Annotated in this window: 13 protein-coding genes; 9 read left to right on the top strand and 4 right to left on the bottom strand. The window is 69.8% G+C overall.

All coding sequences use genetic code 11. The features are described from left to right. Positions 1-155: 155 nt before the first annotated feature. The 8 genes from OHA65_RS26770 (at position 156) to OHA65_RS26735 (ending at position 10532) form a co-directional block, all read left to right on the top strand. The gene (locus tag OHA65_RS26770; protein WP_327278746.1) at positions 156-3839 is read left to right on the top strand and encodes a nitrate- and nitrite sensing domain-containing protein; all 3684 of its coding nucleotides are present in this window, start codon (positions 156-158) and stop codon (positions 3837-3839) included. Positions 3840-3848: 9 nt separating this feature from the next. Then, positions 3849-4262, top strand: a complete 414-nt coding sequence (locus OHA65_RS26765; protein ID WP_008739864.1) for a roadblock/LC7 domain-containing protein — start codon at positions 3849-3851, stop codon at positions 4260-4262. A 150-nt stretch (positions 4263-4412) separates the two neighbouring features. Then, positions 4413-4805, top strand: coding sequence for a DUF742 domain-containing protein (locus OHA65_RS26760; RefSeq protein WP_030859942.1), 393 nt, complete (start codon positions 4413-4415; stop codon positions 4803-4805). Further along, a complete protein-coding gene (locus tag OHA65_RS26755; protein WP_048475966.1) occupies positions 4786-5367 on the top strand; it encodes an ATP/GTP-binding protein in 582 nt (193 codons plus the stop codon). Before OHA65_RS26760 ends, OHA65_RS26755 begins: the two co-directional genes overlap by 20 nt. Before the next feature lie 333 nt (positions 5368-5700). After that, positions 5701-8895 (top strand): nitrate- and nitrite sensing domain-containing protein, encoded by a 3195-nt coding sequence (locus OHA65_RS26750; RefSeq protein ID WP_327278745.1) that lies wholly within the window; start codon positions 5701-5703, stop codon positions 8893-8895. 10 nt (positions 8896-8905) lie between these two features. Continuing rightward, the gene (locus OHA65_RS26745; RefSeq protein ID WP_008739857.1) at positions 8906-9319 is read left to right on the top strand and encodes a roadblock/LC7 domain-containing protein; all 414 of its coding nucleotides are present in this window, start codon (positions 8906-8908) and stop codon (positions 9317-9319) included. 93 nt (positions 9320-9412) lie between these two features. Next, positions 9413-9970: a DUF742 domain-containing protein gene (locus tag OHA65_RS26740; RefSeq protein WP_327278744.1), complete on the top strand. Its 558-nt coding sequence runs from the start codon at positions 9413-9415 to the stop codon at positions 9968-9970. Beyond that, the gene (locus OHA65_RS26735) at positions 9951-10532 is read left to right on the top strand and encodes an ATP/GTP-binding protein (protein WP_327278743.1); all 582 of its coding nucleotides are present in this window, start codon (positions 9951-9953) and stop codon (positions 10530-10532) included. Before OHA65_RS26740 ends, OHA65_RS26735 begins: the two co-directional genes overlap by 20 nt. A gap of 248 nt (positions 10533-10780) precedes the next feature. Here the strand turns inward: OHA65_RS26735 and OHA65_RS26730 are convergent, their stop codons facing one another. Next, the gene (locus OHA65_RS26730) at positions 10781-10981 is read right to left on the bottom strand and encodes an acyl-CoA carboxylase subunit epsilon (protein ID WP_327278742.1); all 201 of its coding nucleotides are present in this window, start codon (positions 10979-10981) and stop codon (positions 10781-10783) included. Between the two features lie 23 nt (positions 10982-11004). Continuing rightward, a complete protein-coding gene (locus OHA65_RS26725) occupies positions 11005-12588 on the bottom strand; it encodes an acyl-CoA carboxylase subunit beta (RefSeq protein ID WP_329314623.1) in 1584 nt (527 codons plus the stop codon). A 257-nt stretch (positions 12589-12845) separates the two neighbouring features. On the opposite strand from OHA65_RS26725, the gene OHA65_RS26720 reads away from it, so the two are divergent. Next, the gene (locus OHA65_RS26720; RefSeq protein WP_327278740.1) at positions 12846-13451 is read left to right on the top strand and encodes a YceI family protein; all 606 of its coding nucleotides are present in this window, start codon (positions 12846-12848) and stop codon (positions 13449-13451) included. Between the two features lie 35 nt (positions 13452-13486). Here the strand turns inward: OHA65_RS26720 and OHA65_RS26715 are convergent, their stop codons facing one another. Together OHA65_RS26715 and cimA are read right to left on the bottom strand one after the other, a co-directional pair. Then, the gene (locus OHA65_RS26715) at positions 13487-14833 is read right to left on the bottom strand and encodes a hypothetical protein (RefSeq protein WP_327278739.1); all 1347 of its coding nucleotides are present in this window, start codon (positions 14831-14833) and stop codon (positions 13487-13489) included. Between the two features lie 97 nt (positions 14834-14930). Further along, on the bottom strand, positions 14931-16556 hold the full coding sequence (gene cimA, locus OHA65_RS26710; RefSeq protein WP_327278738.1) for a citramalate synthase: 1626 nt from the start codon (positions 16554-16556) through the stop codon (positions 14931-14933). Positions 16557-16624 lie beyond the last annotated feature (68 nt).

Raw genomic sequence — 16624 nt, 5'->3', positions numbered from 1 at the left:
GGCGCGCAGGTGGCGCGACACAGCGTCGCGCGCGGCGGCAAGGAGAGGGAGACGCGCCGGTCACCGACGACCACCATGGGGCCGAAACGCCCCACGACTCGACACCGTCCCACCGGTCGCCCGGCGGGACGCCTGGTCCAGAGGTTGCGACGCTAGTGCAGGGACGATTCAAGAGGGATGGCAGCGCTGCGGCGGAGCAGGAGCCGCGCGGCGGGACCGACCGTGGCTCCTCGCCCCAGCACGCCCAGAACCGCGGGCCGGCTGTCGAAGGCGCGGGCTCCGACTCCTCCACCACGGTGAAGGCGAAGGCACGCCTCAAGCCCCGGGGCAAGGCGAAGACCGAAGAGCCGGCCGACGGCAAGGAAGCGGCGATACCGAAGGCCCCCAGCGGGCCCGGTTCACGCCTCGCCATGCAGAACTGGCGCATCAGCACGCGACTCGTGTCGCTGCTGACCCTGCCGGTCGTCGCCGCCACCACGCTCGGTGGCTTCCGCATCAACGACTCGTTGAACGACATCGCGCAGCTGGAGCACATGCAGCTGCTGACGACGATGACCCGGCAGGCCACCAACCTGGCAGCCATGCTCCAGGAGGAGCGCGACAAGTCGGCGGGTCCGCTCTCGGTCACCAAGGACGGCAAGCCCAACAGCCTCGTCCAGGGCGTCCGCGACCAGACCGACGCCGCCGCCAAGGCCTTCGAAGCCGCGACCGACAAGGTCGACAGCACGGAGGACAAGGACGACACCCTCAAGTCGATCCGCAACAACATCCTGCAGATCGGCCGCCAGCTCACCGGCATCGAGGAAATCCGCAAGAAGGCGTACGTCAACGGCGCCCAGCAGACCGTCACCGAGTACAACGCGCTGATCGTCTCGCTGCTCTCGCTCTCCCAGGACATGGCGCAGGCCACCTCCAGCCCTGAGATGATCAAGCGTACGCGCGCCCTGGCGGCCTTCTCCTCCGCCAAGGAGTACGCCTCGATCCAGCGCGCCGTCATCGCCGCCTCGCTCCCCGAGAGCAACGAGAAGGCGGGCACGCTCTCCGAGAACGACCGTCTGTACGCCCTCTCCGCGCTCCGCGGCGAGAGCCAGTCGAAGAAGACCTTCGAACTCGTCTACCAGGGCAAGCCCGAGGAACTCCTCGCGGCGCTCGGCGACGGCAACACGGAGATCGGCACCGCCGACCACTACGCCCGCCGCGTCCTGAGCACCCAGGGGCAGTTCGCCAAGGAGAAGAACCGGTCCTGGATGGACTGGTACGACGCGGACGACACCAAGCTCCAGGCCATGAAGGTCATCGAGCTCACCCTGCTCGAAGACATGGAGCAGAAGGCCCGCGAGCTCAAGAACGACTCGCAGCAGGACGCCATCATCAACGGTGCCCTGATCCTGCTCGTCCTCGGCGTCTCCCTCGTCGGTGCCTTCGTCATGGCGCGGTCCATGATCCGCTCCCTGCGCCGCCTGCAGGACACCGCGACCCGGGTCGCCCAGGACCGACTGCCCGAGCTCGTCAAGCAGCTGTCCGAGTCCGACCCGCAGGACGTGGACACGTCCGTGGAGTCGGTCGGCCTGCACACCCGCGACGAGATCGGCCAGGTGGCCGCGGCCTTCGACGACGTGCACCGCGAGGCCGTCCGCCTCGCCGCCGAGCAGGCCCTCCTCCGGGGCAACGTCAACGCGATGTTCACCAACCTCTCGCGCCGTTCGCAGGGCCTCATCCAGCGCCAGCTCTCGCTCATCTCCGAGCTGGAGTCGCGCGAGGCCGACCCGGACCAGCTGTCCTCGCTCTTCAAGCTCGACCACCTCGCGACCCGCATGCGCCGTAACGGCGAAAACCTCCTCGTCCTCGCGGGCGAGGAGCCGGGCCGCCGGTGGACCCGCCCCGTCCCGCTCGTCGACGTGCTCCGTGCCGCCGCGTCCGAGGTGGAGCAGTACGAGCGCATCGAACTCTCGTCGGTGCCCGGCACCGACGTCGCCGGCCGTGTCGTCAACGACCTCGTGCACCTCCTCGCCGAGCTGCTGGAGAACGCCACCTCGTTCTCCTCCCCGCAGACCAAGGTCAAGGTCACCGGTCACGCACTGCCCGACGGCCGCGTGCTCGTCGAGATCCACGACACCGGTATCGGCCTCTCCCCCGAGGACCTCGCCGCGATCAACGAGCGACTCGCGTCGCCGCCGACCGTGGACGTCTCCGTCTCCCGCCGCATGGGTCTGTTCGTGGTCGGCCGCCTGTCCCTGCGACACGGCATCCGCATCCAGCTGCGCCCGTCCGACTCGGGCGGCACGACGGCCCTCGTCATGCTCCCGGTGGACGTCGCCCAGGGCGGCAAGAAGCCGGGTCCGATGCCGGGCCAGGGCGGTCCCGGTGGTCCGGGCTCCGGCGGTCAGCAGGGCGTGCCGGGTGCCTCCGCACAGGGTTCCGTCCCGGGCGGCGGCGCACGCCAGCCCGTCGGCGCCGGCCCGCAGCGCGGCCAGGTCGCCGGCGGTGGCCAGCGTGCCGCGCTGCCGGGACGCGACGGCGGTCCGCAGGGCCTCCAGGGCGGACCCGGTGCGCGTCAGCAGGGCGGCCCCGGTGCACGTCCGCAGGGCGGTCCGGGCACGTCCGGCATGCCGGGCGCCGCGACCGGCCAGGGCCAGGGTGCCTTCGGCGGCGCTGCTCCGCTGCCGGGCCGCGGTCCGGCCGGCGGTCCCCCGTCGCGTCCGATGCCCTCGCCCACGGCCAACGGCCAGGGCGGGTTCCCGCTGGGCAACGGCTTCGAGCGGCCCCAGCAGCCGACCGCCCCCACGGGCCCGGTCCCCTCGGCCCAGGCGCCCGCCGCCCCGGCTCCGCGCGGCAACCGCCCGCAGCTGCCGCCGCGCGGTGGCGCCTCCCGTCCGGAGCTTCCGGGTGCGGGCACCGGCCCCGCCGGGGTCCCGCAGAGCACCAGCTGGGGCGCCGACCCGGCGCGCCACGGCGGCCAGGAAGTCCCGCGCGGCCACGACGAGCTCTCGGGCCCCGGTTCGACGGCCGAGTTCCCCCGTCCGGACTTCAACGCCCCGTACCCGCCGGCCGGCAACAGCACCACCGGCCAGTTCGAGCGTCCCGACCTGAGGGCCCCGATGCCCCCGGCCGGCCAGAACATGTCCACCACCGGGCAGTTCGAGCGCCCGGAGCTGCACGGTCCGGCGGACCCGTCCACCACGGGCCAGTTCGCCCGTCCGGACTTCCAGGCCCCGCGGCCCGGCGGTCCCGGTGTCGGCGGCTTCGCCCCGCAGCAGCCGCAGGCTCCTCAGCTGCCGCAGGCTCCCCAGCCGGAGGCGCTGCCGCCGGCCCCGAGCCCCGGCAACGAGCGCAGCCCGATCTTCGACACGCTGGAGTCGAACTGGTTCCACCAGGAGGGCCAGCAGTCCTCCGGTCAGGCGCCGGTTCCCCAGCAGCCGCAGCAGTCCGCCCCGGCTCCGGCTCCCCAGCAGCGCCAGCAGCAGCCGCTGCCGCAGCGCGGCCAGGAGCCCGCGGCCGAGCCCGCCCAGGCGACGACCGGCAGTTCGCCGACCGTCAGCTGGCGGTCCTCGCCGAACGACGAGCTGATGCGGCAGGCGGAGCGCGTGCGCCAGCCCGCCGCCGGCGGCATCACCACCTCGGGGCTGCCCCGCCGGGTACCGCGGGCGAACCTCGTGGCCGGCACCGCGCAGCAGCAGTCCGACGCACAGTCGGGTCCGCAGGTCTCGCGATCGCCGGACGACGTCCGTGGCCGTCTGACCAACCTCCGACGGGGTATCCAGCAGGGTCGTCAGGCCGGCAACAACGGCCCGGCGACCGGCAGTTACCACATCGACCCCACTTACCAGCAGGAGCGTTAGTTGAGTTCGATGAGCCAGGCGGCACAGAACCTGAACTGGTTGATCACCAACTTCGTGGACAACACCCCCGGGGTGTCCCACACGGTGGTGGTCTCCGCCGACGGCCTCCTTCTGGCGATGTCCGAAGGTTTCCCGCGCGACCGCGCCGATCAGCTGGCGGCCGTGGCCTCCGGTCTGACGTCGCTGACCGCCGGAGCCTCCCGCATCTTCGAGGGCGGCGCCGTCAACCAGACCGTGGTCGAGATGGACCGGGGATTCCTCTTCCTCATGTCCGTCTCGGACGGATCCTCACTGGCCGTTCTCGCGCACCCCGAGTGCGACATCGGCCTCGTCGGCTACGAGATGGCCCTCCTCGTGGACCGCGCCGGCAGTGTCCTCACCCCGGACCTGCGCGCGGAGCTGCAGGGAAGCCTGCTCATCTGACGCCACATCTCCCGGCCGGACGGTACTTCCGGCCGGGGGACCGGGGGCCAGCCCCGGAACCCAGTACCACCGTCAGGCCGTCATACCGTCCCCCCACCGGCCGCCCCGTCAGACGGCACGCTGACCACTGCTGTCCAGCCCGGAGGATCAATGACCCCGCCCCCCGCCTACTCCGATTCGTACGGTGATTCGTACTCGGAAGGCGACCAGCCGCTCGTTCGCCCGTACGCGATGACCGGCGGACGGACCCGGCCCCGCTACCAGCTCGCCATCGAGGCGCTGGTCAGCACCACGGCCGATCCGATGCACCTGTCCGGCCTGCTTCCCGAGCACCAGCGCATCTGCACGCTGTGCCGCGAGGTCAAGTCGGTCGCGGAGGTCTCCGCACTGCTGTCGATGCCGCTCGGTGTCGCCCGGATCCTCGTGGCCGACCTGGCCGAGGCCGGAATGGTGGCCATCCACCAGCCGGGCAATGGAGAGGCCGGCGGCACGCCGGATGTAACGCTGCTCGAAAGGGTGCTCAGTGGACTTCGCAAGCTCTAACGGCGGAACCGCCCGCTCCACCACCTCCGCGAAAATCGTGGTGGCGGGCGGGTTCGGCGTGGGCAAGACCACGTTCGTCGGGGCCGTCTCGGAGATCAATCCGCTGCGCACCGAAGCCGTCATGACGTCCGCGTCCGCCGGCATCGACGATCTGACCCACACCGGGGACAAGACGACCACGACGGTCGCCATGGACTTCGGCCGCATCACCTTGGACCAGGACCTGATCCTGTACCTCTTCGGTACCCCGGGTCAGGACCGCTTCTGGTTCATGTGGGACGACCTCGTCCGCGGTGCCATCGGCGCGATCGTGCTCGTCGACACCCGCAGGCTCGCCGACTGCTTCCCGGCGGTCGACTACTTCGAGAACAGCGGGCTGCCGTTCGTCGTCGCCCTCAATGGCTTCGAGGGACACCAGCCTTACACCCCGGAGGAAGTCCGCGAGGCCCTGCAGATCGGCCCGGACGCTCCGATCATCACCACGGACGCCCGCCACCGCGCGGACGCCAAGAGCGCGCTCATCACGCTCGTCGAGCACGCCCTCATGGCCCGACTCAAGTAACACGACCCGGGCGACGCGGCTCAAGGGCCACCACTCAAGTACCACTGGTTCTTCACAACACGAGAGGGCGGGCTGTGTCATAGGACACGGCCCGCCTTCTTGGTTCATAACGTTTCGACAGAGAATTGAAGCCAGTCGGACACAGGGCGCGGTCGGGCGGTGCCGCTGCGCTCACAACCAGCTCCTTTTTTGCCGTAGGTCGCTCTTTATGTCCGATTTATGCGGGACATAAGGTTCTGGGAATGGCTGGTTCCAACTGTTTGGAACACGGCCGTTAACCGTGCTGGAATTCAACTAACTAGCTAGTAGCACCGCCGAGAGGTTGTTGGTCGAGTGAGGCGAAGCAACGCGAGCCCCGCGGATGAACCCGCGCGTGGCAACTTCACCCCGCCGCAGCGCGCGGGCACGTCGCCCGTCGACGTACCCGTGGACCCGCCGGCGAAGAACGGCAGCACCAGCAGGTTCGCACCCCGCAACTGGCGCGTGCCGACCAAGCTGAACGCCATCCTGCTCGTACCCGTCCTCGTCGGACTGGTCATGGGCGGGTTCCAGGTGAAGGGCTCCGTCGACAGCTGGAACGAAGCCAAGGACGCCGAGAAGACGGCCCGCATCGTCCAGGCGGCGGCCGAATACGGCCAGGCCCTCCTCGACGAGCGCGACCTCACGGCCGAACCGCTCCTTCGGGGCGACAAGAACAACGAGGCCGTCGCGAAGGCCTACGCGGCCACCGATGCGGCCAAGGCCAAGTTCGCCGCAGCCGCCAAGAACCTCCCCGAGAACCAGGGGCTTGAGCGCCGCCTTGAGCTCTTCCGCCAGGAGGAGCCCAAACTCGCGGCCGTCCGGGCGACGGCCTACGTCGCGCCGGAGACGGAGAAGAAGAACCCGCCCAGCGCGAACGGCCCGATCCCGACCGAAGAGGGGTACGTGCTGGTCCAGCACTACCTCATGACGTTCTCCAACGAGCTCGGCCTGGGCACCGGCAACGTCACCAGCTACGGCCGCATGGTCTACGCGGTCGAGCTGGCCAAGGCCGCCAACTCGCTCCAGCGCTCGGTCGGCACCCACCTCCTCGTGCGCCCCAATGAGAACGAGCAGGTCCGCAAGGCCCAGCTCGTCGCCTTCTCCTCGTACGCCTACCTCGAAGACATCGCCATCGGCGAGTACGTCGCGGCGGGTACCGAGGACGACGTGAACCGCCTCAAGGAGGTCATGGGCAAGAAGTCGCAGGAGGGTGCAGCCAAGCTCGCGCTGGCCAAGCAGCAGGCCGAGCAGGCCGGCACCGTCTTCAAGACTCCGCCCATGGTGAACAACTCGGCGCTCACCGGCATGACCGACGCGATAGCCGGCGGCGACAGCAAGGCCAAGCTCGCAGCCGGCGGCACCACGCCGCAGGCCTGGCAGGCCGCTGCCACCGCCAAGTTCGACGGCTACGCCGAGATCGAGAAGGAACTCCTCGACAAGGCGGTCACCGACTCCGTCGCGGTCTCCGACTCGGCCCGCAACGACGCCATCTGGACCGGCGCCATCGTGGTCGTGGCCCTGCTCGCCGCCTTCATCCTGGCCGGCATGATGGCCCGCTCGATGAGCCGCTCGATGCGCCGGCTGCGCACCGCCGCCTTCGACGTCGCCGAGCAGCGCCTGCCGATGCTCGTCGACCAGCTCTCGCGCACCGACCCGGGCAAGGTTGACACCCGTGTCGCGCCGATCCCGATCGACTCCCAGGACGAGATCGGCGAGGTCGCCCGCGCCTTCGACCAGGTCCACCGGGAAGCGGTCCGGCTCGCCGCCGAGCAGGCGCTCCTGCGAGGGAACGTCAACGCGATCTTCACGAACCTCTCCATACGCAACCAGTCGCTGATCGAGGGCCAGCTGACCCTCATCACCGACCTGGAGAACAACGAGGCCGACCCGGACCAGCTGGAGAACCTCTTCCGCCTGGACCACCTGGCCACCCGTATGCGCCGCAACGGCGAGAACCTCCTCATCCTCGCGGGCGAGGAGCCGGGCCGCCGCTGGGACCAGCCGGTCCCCCTCGTCGACGTCCTGCGCGCCGCCTCCTCCGAGGTGGAGCAGTACGAGCGCATCGAGCTCTCGGGCGTCTCCGAGGCCGAGATCCACGGCCAGGCCGTGACCGACCTCGTGCACCTGCTCGCCGAGCTCCTGGAGAACGCCACCACGTTCTCCTCTCCGCAGACCAAGGTCCGCGTCAACGCCACGCGTCTGCCCGACGGCCGCGTCATGGTCGAGATCCACGACAAGGGCATCGGCCTCACCGCCGAGGACTTCGCGGACATCAACCACAAGCTGGCCAACCCGCCGACCGTGGACGCCGCGATCTCCCAGCGCATGGGTCTCTTCGTGGTCGGCCGGCTGGCGGACCGCCACAGCATCCGCGTCCAGCTGCGCCCCTCGGGTGAGGCCGCCGGCACCACGTCGCTGGTCATGCTCCCCGACGCGATCACCCATGGTGGTGGTGGCGAGGGGATCCCGGACGACGACTTCACGGTGTCGTCGATGATCCCGCAGCAGCAGACCCAGCAGGCCGTCCCGATGCGCACGGCTGCCGAGCTCGGCTTCGACGACTCCCAGTACGAGGGCCGCGGCGCCGACCAGCAGGGCGGCGACGGCCTGGACTCCGTGGGTCGCTCCCTGGCCCACCAGGACCGCCGGGCAGCCCTCGAAGCCCAGGTGGGCTACGGGCAGGAGCAGCAGCGGGGCGAGTACGCCGAGCAGGAGTATGCGGAACCCCAGCCTGAGCACGGGTACCAGCAGTACCAGGAGTACGAGCAGCAGCCCGAGGGCGGTTACGACACCTCGTACGACTCCCGGCAGGCCCACGGCGCCCAGCAGGGCTACGACGCGTACCCGCAGCAGGACTTCGGTTATCCGGAAGCCAGTTATCAGGATCGTCAGCAGGGCGCCCCGGCGTACGAGGACGGCTACGCATCCCAGTCGCAGCAAGCCGAATGGCCCGAGCAGAACACCTACTCGGGCGGCTACCAGCAGGGATACGGGACCGAATCGGAACCCCCGGTCGCTCCCGAACCCGTCGCGGACCGCGTAGGCTTCGACCGTCCGGGCGCCGCTGCCGACACCGGCCACGAAGTGACCGGAGCGGGCCTGCCGCGCCGCGGCAGCCAGCAGCAGTGGCAGCCGGCACGGAAGGAAGCGGAGTCCACCGGATCCCTCTTCGAGCAGCGGCCGCAGCGACAGCAGCAGCCCGCCGCCCCGGAGCGGGACGAGGAAGGCGGCGACGCCTGGCGCTCGAACAACGACGAGCGCTGGCAGCAGGCCTCAAAGCTCCGTGAGCCGAAGGCGGGCGGGGTCACCCCGTCCGGTCTCCCTCGGCGCGTGCCCAAGGCCAACCTGGTCGAGGGCGCAGCGGAGACGACCCCGCAGGGCGGCCCCCAGGTCTCCCGCGCACCGGAGGACGTCCGTGGCAGGTTGAGCAACCTGCGGCGCGGTGTCCAGCAGGGACGCAGCGCGGGTTCTGAGCAGTCAAGTAACAGCTATGACCAGGAGCGTTAGTGTGAGCCCGATGAGCCAGGCGGCACAGAACCTGAACTGGTTGATCACCAATTTCGTGGACAACACCCCTGGGGTGTCGCACACGGTGGTGGTCTCCGCCGACGGCCTTCTTCTGGCGATGTCCGATGGATTCCCGCGCGACCGCGCCGATCAGCTGGCGGCCGTGGCCTCCGGTCTGACGTCGCTGACCGCCGGAGCCTCCCGCATCTTCGAGGGCGGCGCCGTCAACCAGACCGTGGTCGAGATGGACCGGGGATTCCTCTTCCTCATGTCCGTCTCGGACGGATCCTCGCTCGCGGTGCTCGCGCACCCCGAGTGCGACATCGGCCTCGTCGGCTACGAGATGGCCCTCCTCGTGGACCGCGCCGGCAGTGTCCTCACCCCGGAACTGCGCTCGGAGCTACAGGGAAGTCTTCTCAACTAGCAAACAGGCAGTGCGTTTCGCGTTATCGCACCATAGGGTGCGGTGGCGCGGTTCCACAGGGAGTACTGCGTTCTTGGAGTCGGAGGAGGAAACGTGACAACACCCGGAGGTCATCCTTATGGCGGCGCTCAGCAGCCGCAGGGTGGGCAGCACGACCAGAACCGCTTCAACTTCCCCTCCGCTCCCAGCCGGCCCATGCCGGAGCACAATCCCTACCAGCAGCAGCCGTACGGACAGCCGCCCCAGCAGGCTCAGCCGCCCCACAGGGCTTCGCGGCCGCCCCACCGGGGCGGACAGGCCCCCAAGGCCCACAACCCGCTGGTGCGCCCGTACGCAATGACCGGCGGCCGTACCCGGCCGCGCTACCAGCTCGCCATCGAGGCGCTGGTCAGTACCACGGCCGATCCCGCGCGGCTGCAAGGGCAGTTGCCCGAGCACCAGCGCATCTGCCGTCTGTGCCAGGAGATCAAATCCGTCGCGGAGATCTCGGCACTTCTCTCCATTCCTCTTGGTGTCGCCCGAATCCTCGTCGCCGACCTGGCGGAGGCGGGCCTTGTCGCCATTCACCAGCCCGGCGGCGACGAGTCTGCCGGCGGCCAGCCAGATGTGACACTGCTCGAAAGGGTGCTCAGTGGACTTCGCAAGCTCTAACGGCGGAGCGGCTCGCTCCACCACCTCCGCGAAGATCGTGGTGGCGGGCGGCTTCGGCGTGGGCAAGACCACGTTCGTCGGCGCGGTCTCCGAGATCAACCCGCTGCGCACCGAAGCCGTCATGACGTCCGCGTCCGCCGGCATCGACGATCTGACCCACACCGGGGACAAGACGACCACGACGGTCGCCATGGACTTCGGCCGCATCACCTTGGACCAGGACCTGATCCTGTACCTCTTCGGTACCCCGGGTCAGGACCGCTTCTGGTTCATGTGGGACGACCTCGTCCGCGGTGCCATCGGCGCCGTCGTCCTCGTCGACACGCGGCGTCTGGCGGACTGCTTCCCCGCGGTCGACTACTTCGAGAACAGCGGGCTGCCGTTCGTCGTCGCCCTCAATGGCTTCGAGGGACACCAGCCCTACACCCCGGAGGAAGTCCGCGAGGCCCTGCAGATCGGCCCGGACGCTCCGATCATCACCACCGACGCCCGCCACCGCGCGGACGCCAAGAGCGCGCTCATCACGCTCGTCGAGCACGCCCTCATGGCCCGACTGCGGTAGGCGCCGTCAGGCTCCTCCCTGTCCGGAACGCCGGGACCCGTCACGGGTCCCGGCGTTCTGGTTTCGGTTCCTGGTCGGGCTCTGCGTACCAGCGCCCCTACCGGTCCCCGTTCGGCGCCGCTTGCGGCGCCCGGGGCCGCCGGCCCGAGGGGTGACGAAACGGCCGACGGCCGCCCGCCGGTCCGTGACCCGGGCCCCGAGGGGGCCAGGTCCGGACCGGCGAGCGGCCGTCGGTGAAGCAGGTGGTGTCAGCCCCGCCAGCTGTGCGCGGTGCGGAAGCCGGGCGTGCGCTCCAGACGGCGCCAGCGGGCCTGGGAGCCGATGCGGTGCGTCGGGCGACCCTCGGGGGTGGCCGCGGCGCGGGCCAGCAGGATCGCGGTGATCGCGGCCAGCTCCTCGGGGGCGGCGTTGCCCTTCTCGACGCGCAGCAGGGTGTCGGTCTTCGCCATGGGTGACAGGTCTCCTTCGCTTCTTACTGCGGCGGGTTGCCGTGCTTGCGGGACGGCAGGTCGGCGTGCTTGCTGCGCAGCATCGCCAGGGCGCTGATCAGGGTTTCGCGGGTTTCCGCCGGGTCGATGACGTCGTCGACGAGGCCGCGCTCGGCCGCGTAGTACGGGTGCATCAGCTCGGCCTTGTACTCCTTGACCATCCGCGCACGCATCGCCTCGGGGTCCTCGGCCTCGGCGATCTGCTTGCGGAAGATCACGTTGGCGGCGCCCTCGGCACCCATCACCGCGATCTCGTTGGTCGGCCACGCGTACGTGATGTCCGCGCCGATGGACTGCGAGTCCATGACGATGTACGCGCCGCCATACGCCTTCCGCAGGATCAGGCTGATCCGCGGAACGGTCGCGTTGCAGTACGCGTACAGCAGCTTCGCGCCGTGGCGGATGATGCCGCCGTGCTCCTGGTCGACACCCGGCAAGAACCCGGGGACGTCCAGCAACGTGATGATCGGAATGTTGAAGGCGTCGCACATCTGCACGAAACGCGCAGCCTTCTCCGAGGCCTCGATGTCCAGGACACCGGCCAGATGACCGGGCTGGTTCGCAACGATGCCGACGACCTGACCATCGAGCCGGGCCAGCGCACAGATGATGTTGCGGGCCCACCGCTCGTGGACCTCCAGGACGTCACCCTCGTCGACGAGCTCCTCGATCACCTTGAGCATGTCGTACGGGCGGTTACCGTCCGCCGGAACCAGATCCAACAAGACGTCCGAGCGCCGATCGGCAGGGTCGGAGGTCTCATGGACCGGAGGGTTCTCCCGGTTGTTGGAAGGAAGCATCGAGATCAGGTAACGCACCTCGGAGATGCAGGTCTCCTCGTCGTCATACGCGAAGTGCGCGACACCAGAGGTCTCCGCGTGCACGTCCGCACCACCGAGCCCGTTCTGAGAGATCTCCTCACCGGTCACCGCACGCACGACGTCCGGCCCGGTGATGAACATCTGCGAGGTCTCACGGACCATGAACACGAAGTCCGTCAACGCCGGCGAGTACGCCGCACCACCCGCACACGGGCCCAACATCACCGAGATCTGCGGGATCACACCCGACGCCTTGGTGTTGCGCTGGAAGATGCCCCCATACCCGGCGAGCGCGGACACACCCTCCTGGATACGAGCGCCCGCACCGTCGTTCAGAGAGACCAACGGAGCACCGGCCGCAATCGCCATGTCCATGATCTTGTGGATCTTCGTGGCATGAGCCTCACCCAGCGCACCGCCGAAGATCCGGAAATCATGCGCGTAGACGAAGACCGTCCGACCCTCGACCGTCCCCCACCCAGTGATCACACCATCGGTGTACGGCTTCTTGCCCTCCAGGCCAAAGCCCGTCGCCCGGTGACGGCGCAACTGCTCCACCTCACGGAACGACCCCTCGTCGAGCAACAGCGCAATCCGCTCACGAGCCGTCAGCTTGCCCTTGGCATGCTGCGCCTCGGTCGCCCGGTCACTGGGTCCACGCCGCGCCTGCTCGCGCAGGGAATGCAGCTCGGCCACGCGCCCGCGGGCGTCCGTCGGCTCGCTCGGAGTCTGGTCCACAACGGTCATGTATCGACCTTACGAAGCGGTCGAAGAAAAACCTCCGTTGATTCCACACAGTCTCGGGTGTGTTCCGCTGTCCGGCCCGAACAGAACCGCCACGTGATGCGCGGACACCACCAGGCGAGGCCGCCCTCCTTTGTGGAGTGTCCACAAAACTACGCACGACCTCGCCAGGATGTTGAAATTTGAACGGAATGGGTCTAACGTCGTTCTCGTTGAACGTTAAACCAACATTCGAGCAGGGCACTCCCAAGGAGCAGATCATGGGCCTCTTCAACCGCCGCAGCCAGGACACCGCCGCCGTCGCCACCCTCGACGTGGACCCGGCCCTGGCCGCCCTCACCGGCGACTACGTCATCGACGCCTCCCACAGCAGCATCGGCTTCACCGTCCGCCACGCGATGGTGACCAATGTCCGCGGCAGCTTCACCGACTACACCGGCAGCCTGCAGCTCGATGGCAGCGACCCGTCCCGCTCCGCCGCCACCATCGAGGTCAAGGTGGGCTCCGTGGACACCGGCATCGCCGACCGCGACGGCCACCTGCGCGGCGGTGACTTCTTCGACGCCGAGGCCTTCCCGCTGATGACCTTCCGGTCCACCGAGGCGGCCCAGCTCGGCGGCGACAAGTACCGCATCACCGGCGAGCTGACGATCAAGGACATCACCCGCCCGCTCTCCATCGACCTGGAGTTCAACGGCTCGGCCACCGACGTCTACGGCAACGAGCGCGTCGGCTTCGAGGGCTCCGCCGAGATCCTGCGCTCCGACTGGGGCCTGACCTGGAACGCCGCACTGGAGGCCGGCGGCGTCATGGTCAGCGACAAGGTGAAGCTGACCTTCGACATCTCGGCCATCAAGCAGGCCTGAACCGCCTGACGCCGCCGGGACCCCGGGGGCGGCCGCTAGAAGCCGCCCCCGCCGTCGAACCCTCCGCCGCCGTCGAAGCCACCACCGCCGCCGAAGTCCCCTCCCCCGAAATCGGAGGAGTCGAAGTCGGCGCCGGAGTAATCCCCTCCGTCATAGCCGCCCATGTCGGAGGCGTAGGCGGGACCGGACATCATCGAACCGAGCATCGTGCCCACCAGCAGACCCGGCAGGATGCCGCCGCCGAAGTATCCGCCCGCCCAGGGGCCGTACGCCGGGCCCGCGTCGTAATAGGGACGCGGCCCGTGGTCCGTGTCGACCGTACGGACCATCGGGTCCTTGCCCTCCCGCAGCCGGACGGCGTCCGCCGCGCACACGGGGACGGTACGCGCCGCCCCGCCGGCCGGAGCCCAATCCCGGTCCTCGGTGCTCGGCCCGTGCCGCGGGTCGAAGAAACAGGGCGACCGGCGCTCGGGCAGCGGCCTGCCCTGACGGCGGGCATCGAGGCTGGCCAGCGCGAAGCGGCCGTCCTCCAGGGCCTGGGTGACTCCCCTGACCTCCTCGGGGTGCCGGACGGACGCCATGATGTCCTTGGCCTTCTCGTACGAGTCGAGGCCCTGTTCGTAGTCCGCCCGCATGGCATCATCCGCGCCGGGTTCTGCGGGGTGGAAGTCCAGCCGGTCGAGCTCCTCGCCGAACGCCGTGATGTCCTCGTCGACGACCACGCGCAGCTTCTCGACGGCCTCGCGCTCCGCCTCCTCCTTCTTCTTGCGGTTGCGGCGCACCAGGGCGTACGCACCGCCCCCGCCGATGGCCGCCACCGCGCCGAGCGTGATCAGCCCGCCGACCGGGACCCCGCCGGAGCTGCCGGTGTCGCCCCAGGAGGCGGGGGCCTTGCCCTTGACCTGCGTCAGGGCCTGGTCGACGAAGTTGTTGAGCTCGGTGCCCGCGTCCACGGGCCCACCGGCCTTGACGGCGTCGGTCAGGTTACGGACGGCGTTGACGGGCATGACCGCCCGGTCGGCGCCCGCGTTGAAGCCGTCGCCGAGCCGAATCGCGTAGAGCCCGGTGATGCCGGTCTCGGCCCGGACCGTACGCAGGACGTTCTCCGCGGGGAACTCGGAAGTGGCCGGCAGCACGGCGACGAACACCGGCTTCCCCGCATCCTTGATCTTCTTCGCGAGCGCGTCCGCCTGTGCCTTCGGCAGCTGCGCCTCGGCACGCGGGTCGACGTAGACCGGGCCCTCCTTGAGGGCCTCAGCCACGGCGGCGGGCCCGGTGGCCGCCGACGCCTGGGGGGCGGCCACGAGGGCGGTCGCCGACAGCGCCAGCAGCAGACCGGACAGCAACGATCCAAAACGTACGGATATCAGCCTGGTCCTCATGTCTCCGACGCTACCGGAACCGCCCCTTTCCCGTGTGAGCAGGACATAAGCCCCCTCGTGCCGAATCCCCGCCCCCGCGGCTCCCGTCCCGGACGGGCTATTCGGCGGGTTCGACGCCTGCGTGGAGGAGGCCGTAGGTGAAGGCGTCCTCCACGGCCTGCCAGGACGCGGCGATCACGTTCGGGGCGACGCCCACCGTGGACCACTCGCGGGTGCCGTCCGTCGTGGAGATCAGGACGCGGGTCGTGGACTCCGTGCCGTGCTTGCCCTCCAGGATGCGGACCTTGTAGTCGATCAGCTCGAACTTCCCCAGCTGGGGGTAGAAGCGTTCGAGGGCGACCCGCAGCGCCCGGTCCAGGGCGTTGACCGGGCCGTTGCCCTCCGCCGTGGCCACGATCCGCTCGCCCTTGGCCCACAGCTTGACCGTGGCCTCGTTGGCGTGCGTGCCGTCCGGGCGGTCCTCGACGATGGCCCGCCAGGACTCCGTACGGAAGTACTTGCGGGCGCGGCCCTCGACCTCGGCGCGCAGGAGCAGCTCGAAGGAGGCGTCGGCGGCCTCGTACGTGTAACCCTGGAGCTCCCGCTCCTTGACGCGCTCGACGACGCGGGAGATCAACGCGCGGTCCCCGCCGAGGTCGACTCCGAGCTCCCTGCCCTTGAGCTCGATGGAGGCGCGACCGGCCATGTCGGAGACCAGCATCCGCATGGTGTTGCCGACCCGCTCGGGGTCGATGTGCTGGTACAGGTCCGGGTCGACCTTGATGGCCGAGGCGTGCAGGCCCGCCTTGTGCGCGAAGGCCGAGACGCCGACGTACGGCTGGTGCGTGGACGGGGTCAGGTTCACGACCTCGGCGATGGCGTGCGAGATGCGGGTCATCTCGGCGAGCGCGCCGACCGGCAGCACCTGGCGCCCGTACTTGATCTCCAGCGCGGCGACGACCGGGAAGAGGTTGGCGTTGCCGACGCGCTCGCCGTAGCCGTTCGCGGTGCACTGGACGTGCGTGGCGCCCGCGTCGACGGCGGCCAGGGTGTTGGCGACGGCGCAGCCGGTGTCGTCCTGGGCGTGGATGCCCAGGCGCGCGCCGGTGTCGGCGAGCACAGTCGCGACCACCGCGGTGACCTGGGCGGGCAGCATGCCACCGTTCGTGTCGCAGAGGATGACCACGTCGGCGCCGGCCTCGTGGGCGGTGCGCACGACCGACTTCGCGTACTCGGCGTTGGCCCGGTACCCGTCGAAGAAGTGCTCGCAGTCGACGAAGACGCGGCGGCCCTGGGCGACCAGGTGGGAGACCGTGTCGCGGACCATCTCCAGGTTCTCGTCCAGCGTGGTGCGCAGGGCGAGTTCGACGTGCCGGTCGTGGGACTTGGCGACCAGGGTGATCACCGGCGCGCCCGACTCCAGCAGGGCCCGCACCTGCGGGTCCTCGGCGGCCGAGCCGCCCGCCCGCCGGGTCGCGCCGAAGGCGACCAGCTGGGCGTGCTTGAAGTCGATCTCGGCGCCGGCCCGGGCGAAGAACTCGGTGTCGCGGGGGTTGGCGCCGGGCCAGCCGCCCTCGATGAAGCCCACTCCGAAGTCGTCCAGGTGCCGGGCAATCGTCAGCTTGTCGGCGACGGTGAGGTTGATGCCCTCACGCTGGGCGCCGTCGCGCAGGGTGGTGTCGAAGACGTGGAAGCTGTCGTCGAGGACCGCTGCTGCCCCTGTCGCCTCTGGTGTCGTCGTCATGCTGATCTGACTCCTGTCGGATGAGTGGTTCCGGATGCCCGGGATCCACTGCCCCCATCATCGCGCGC

The sequence above is a fragment of the Streptomyces sp. NBC_00045 genome (genome assembly GCF_045041095.1).
Classification (GTDB): Bacteria; Actinomycetota; Actinomycetes; order Streptomycetales; family Streptomycetaceae; genus Streptomyces.
Note: the sequence above shows the minus strand (reverse complement) of the source record. Positions and strands in the feature narration are given on the sequence as shown.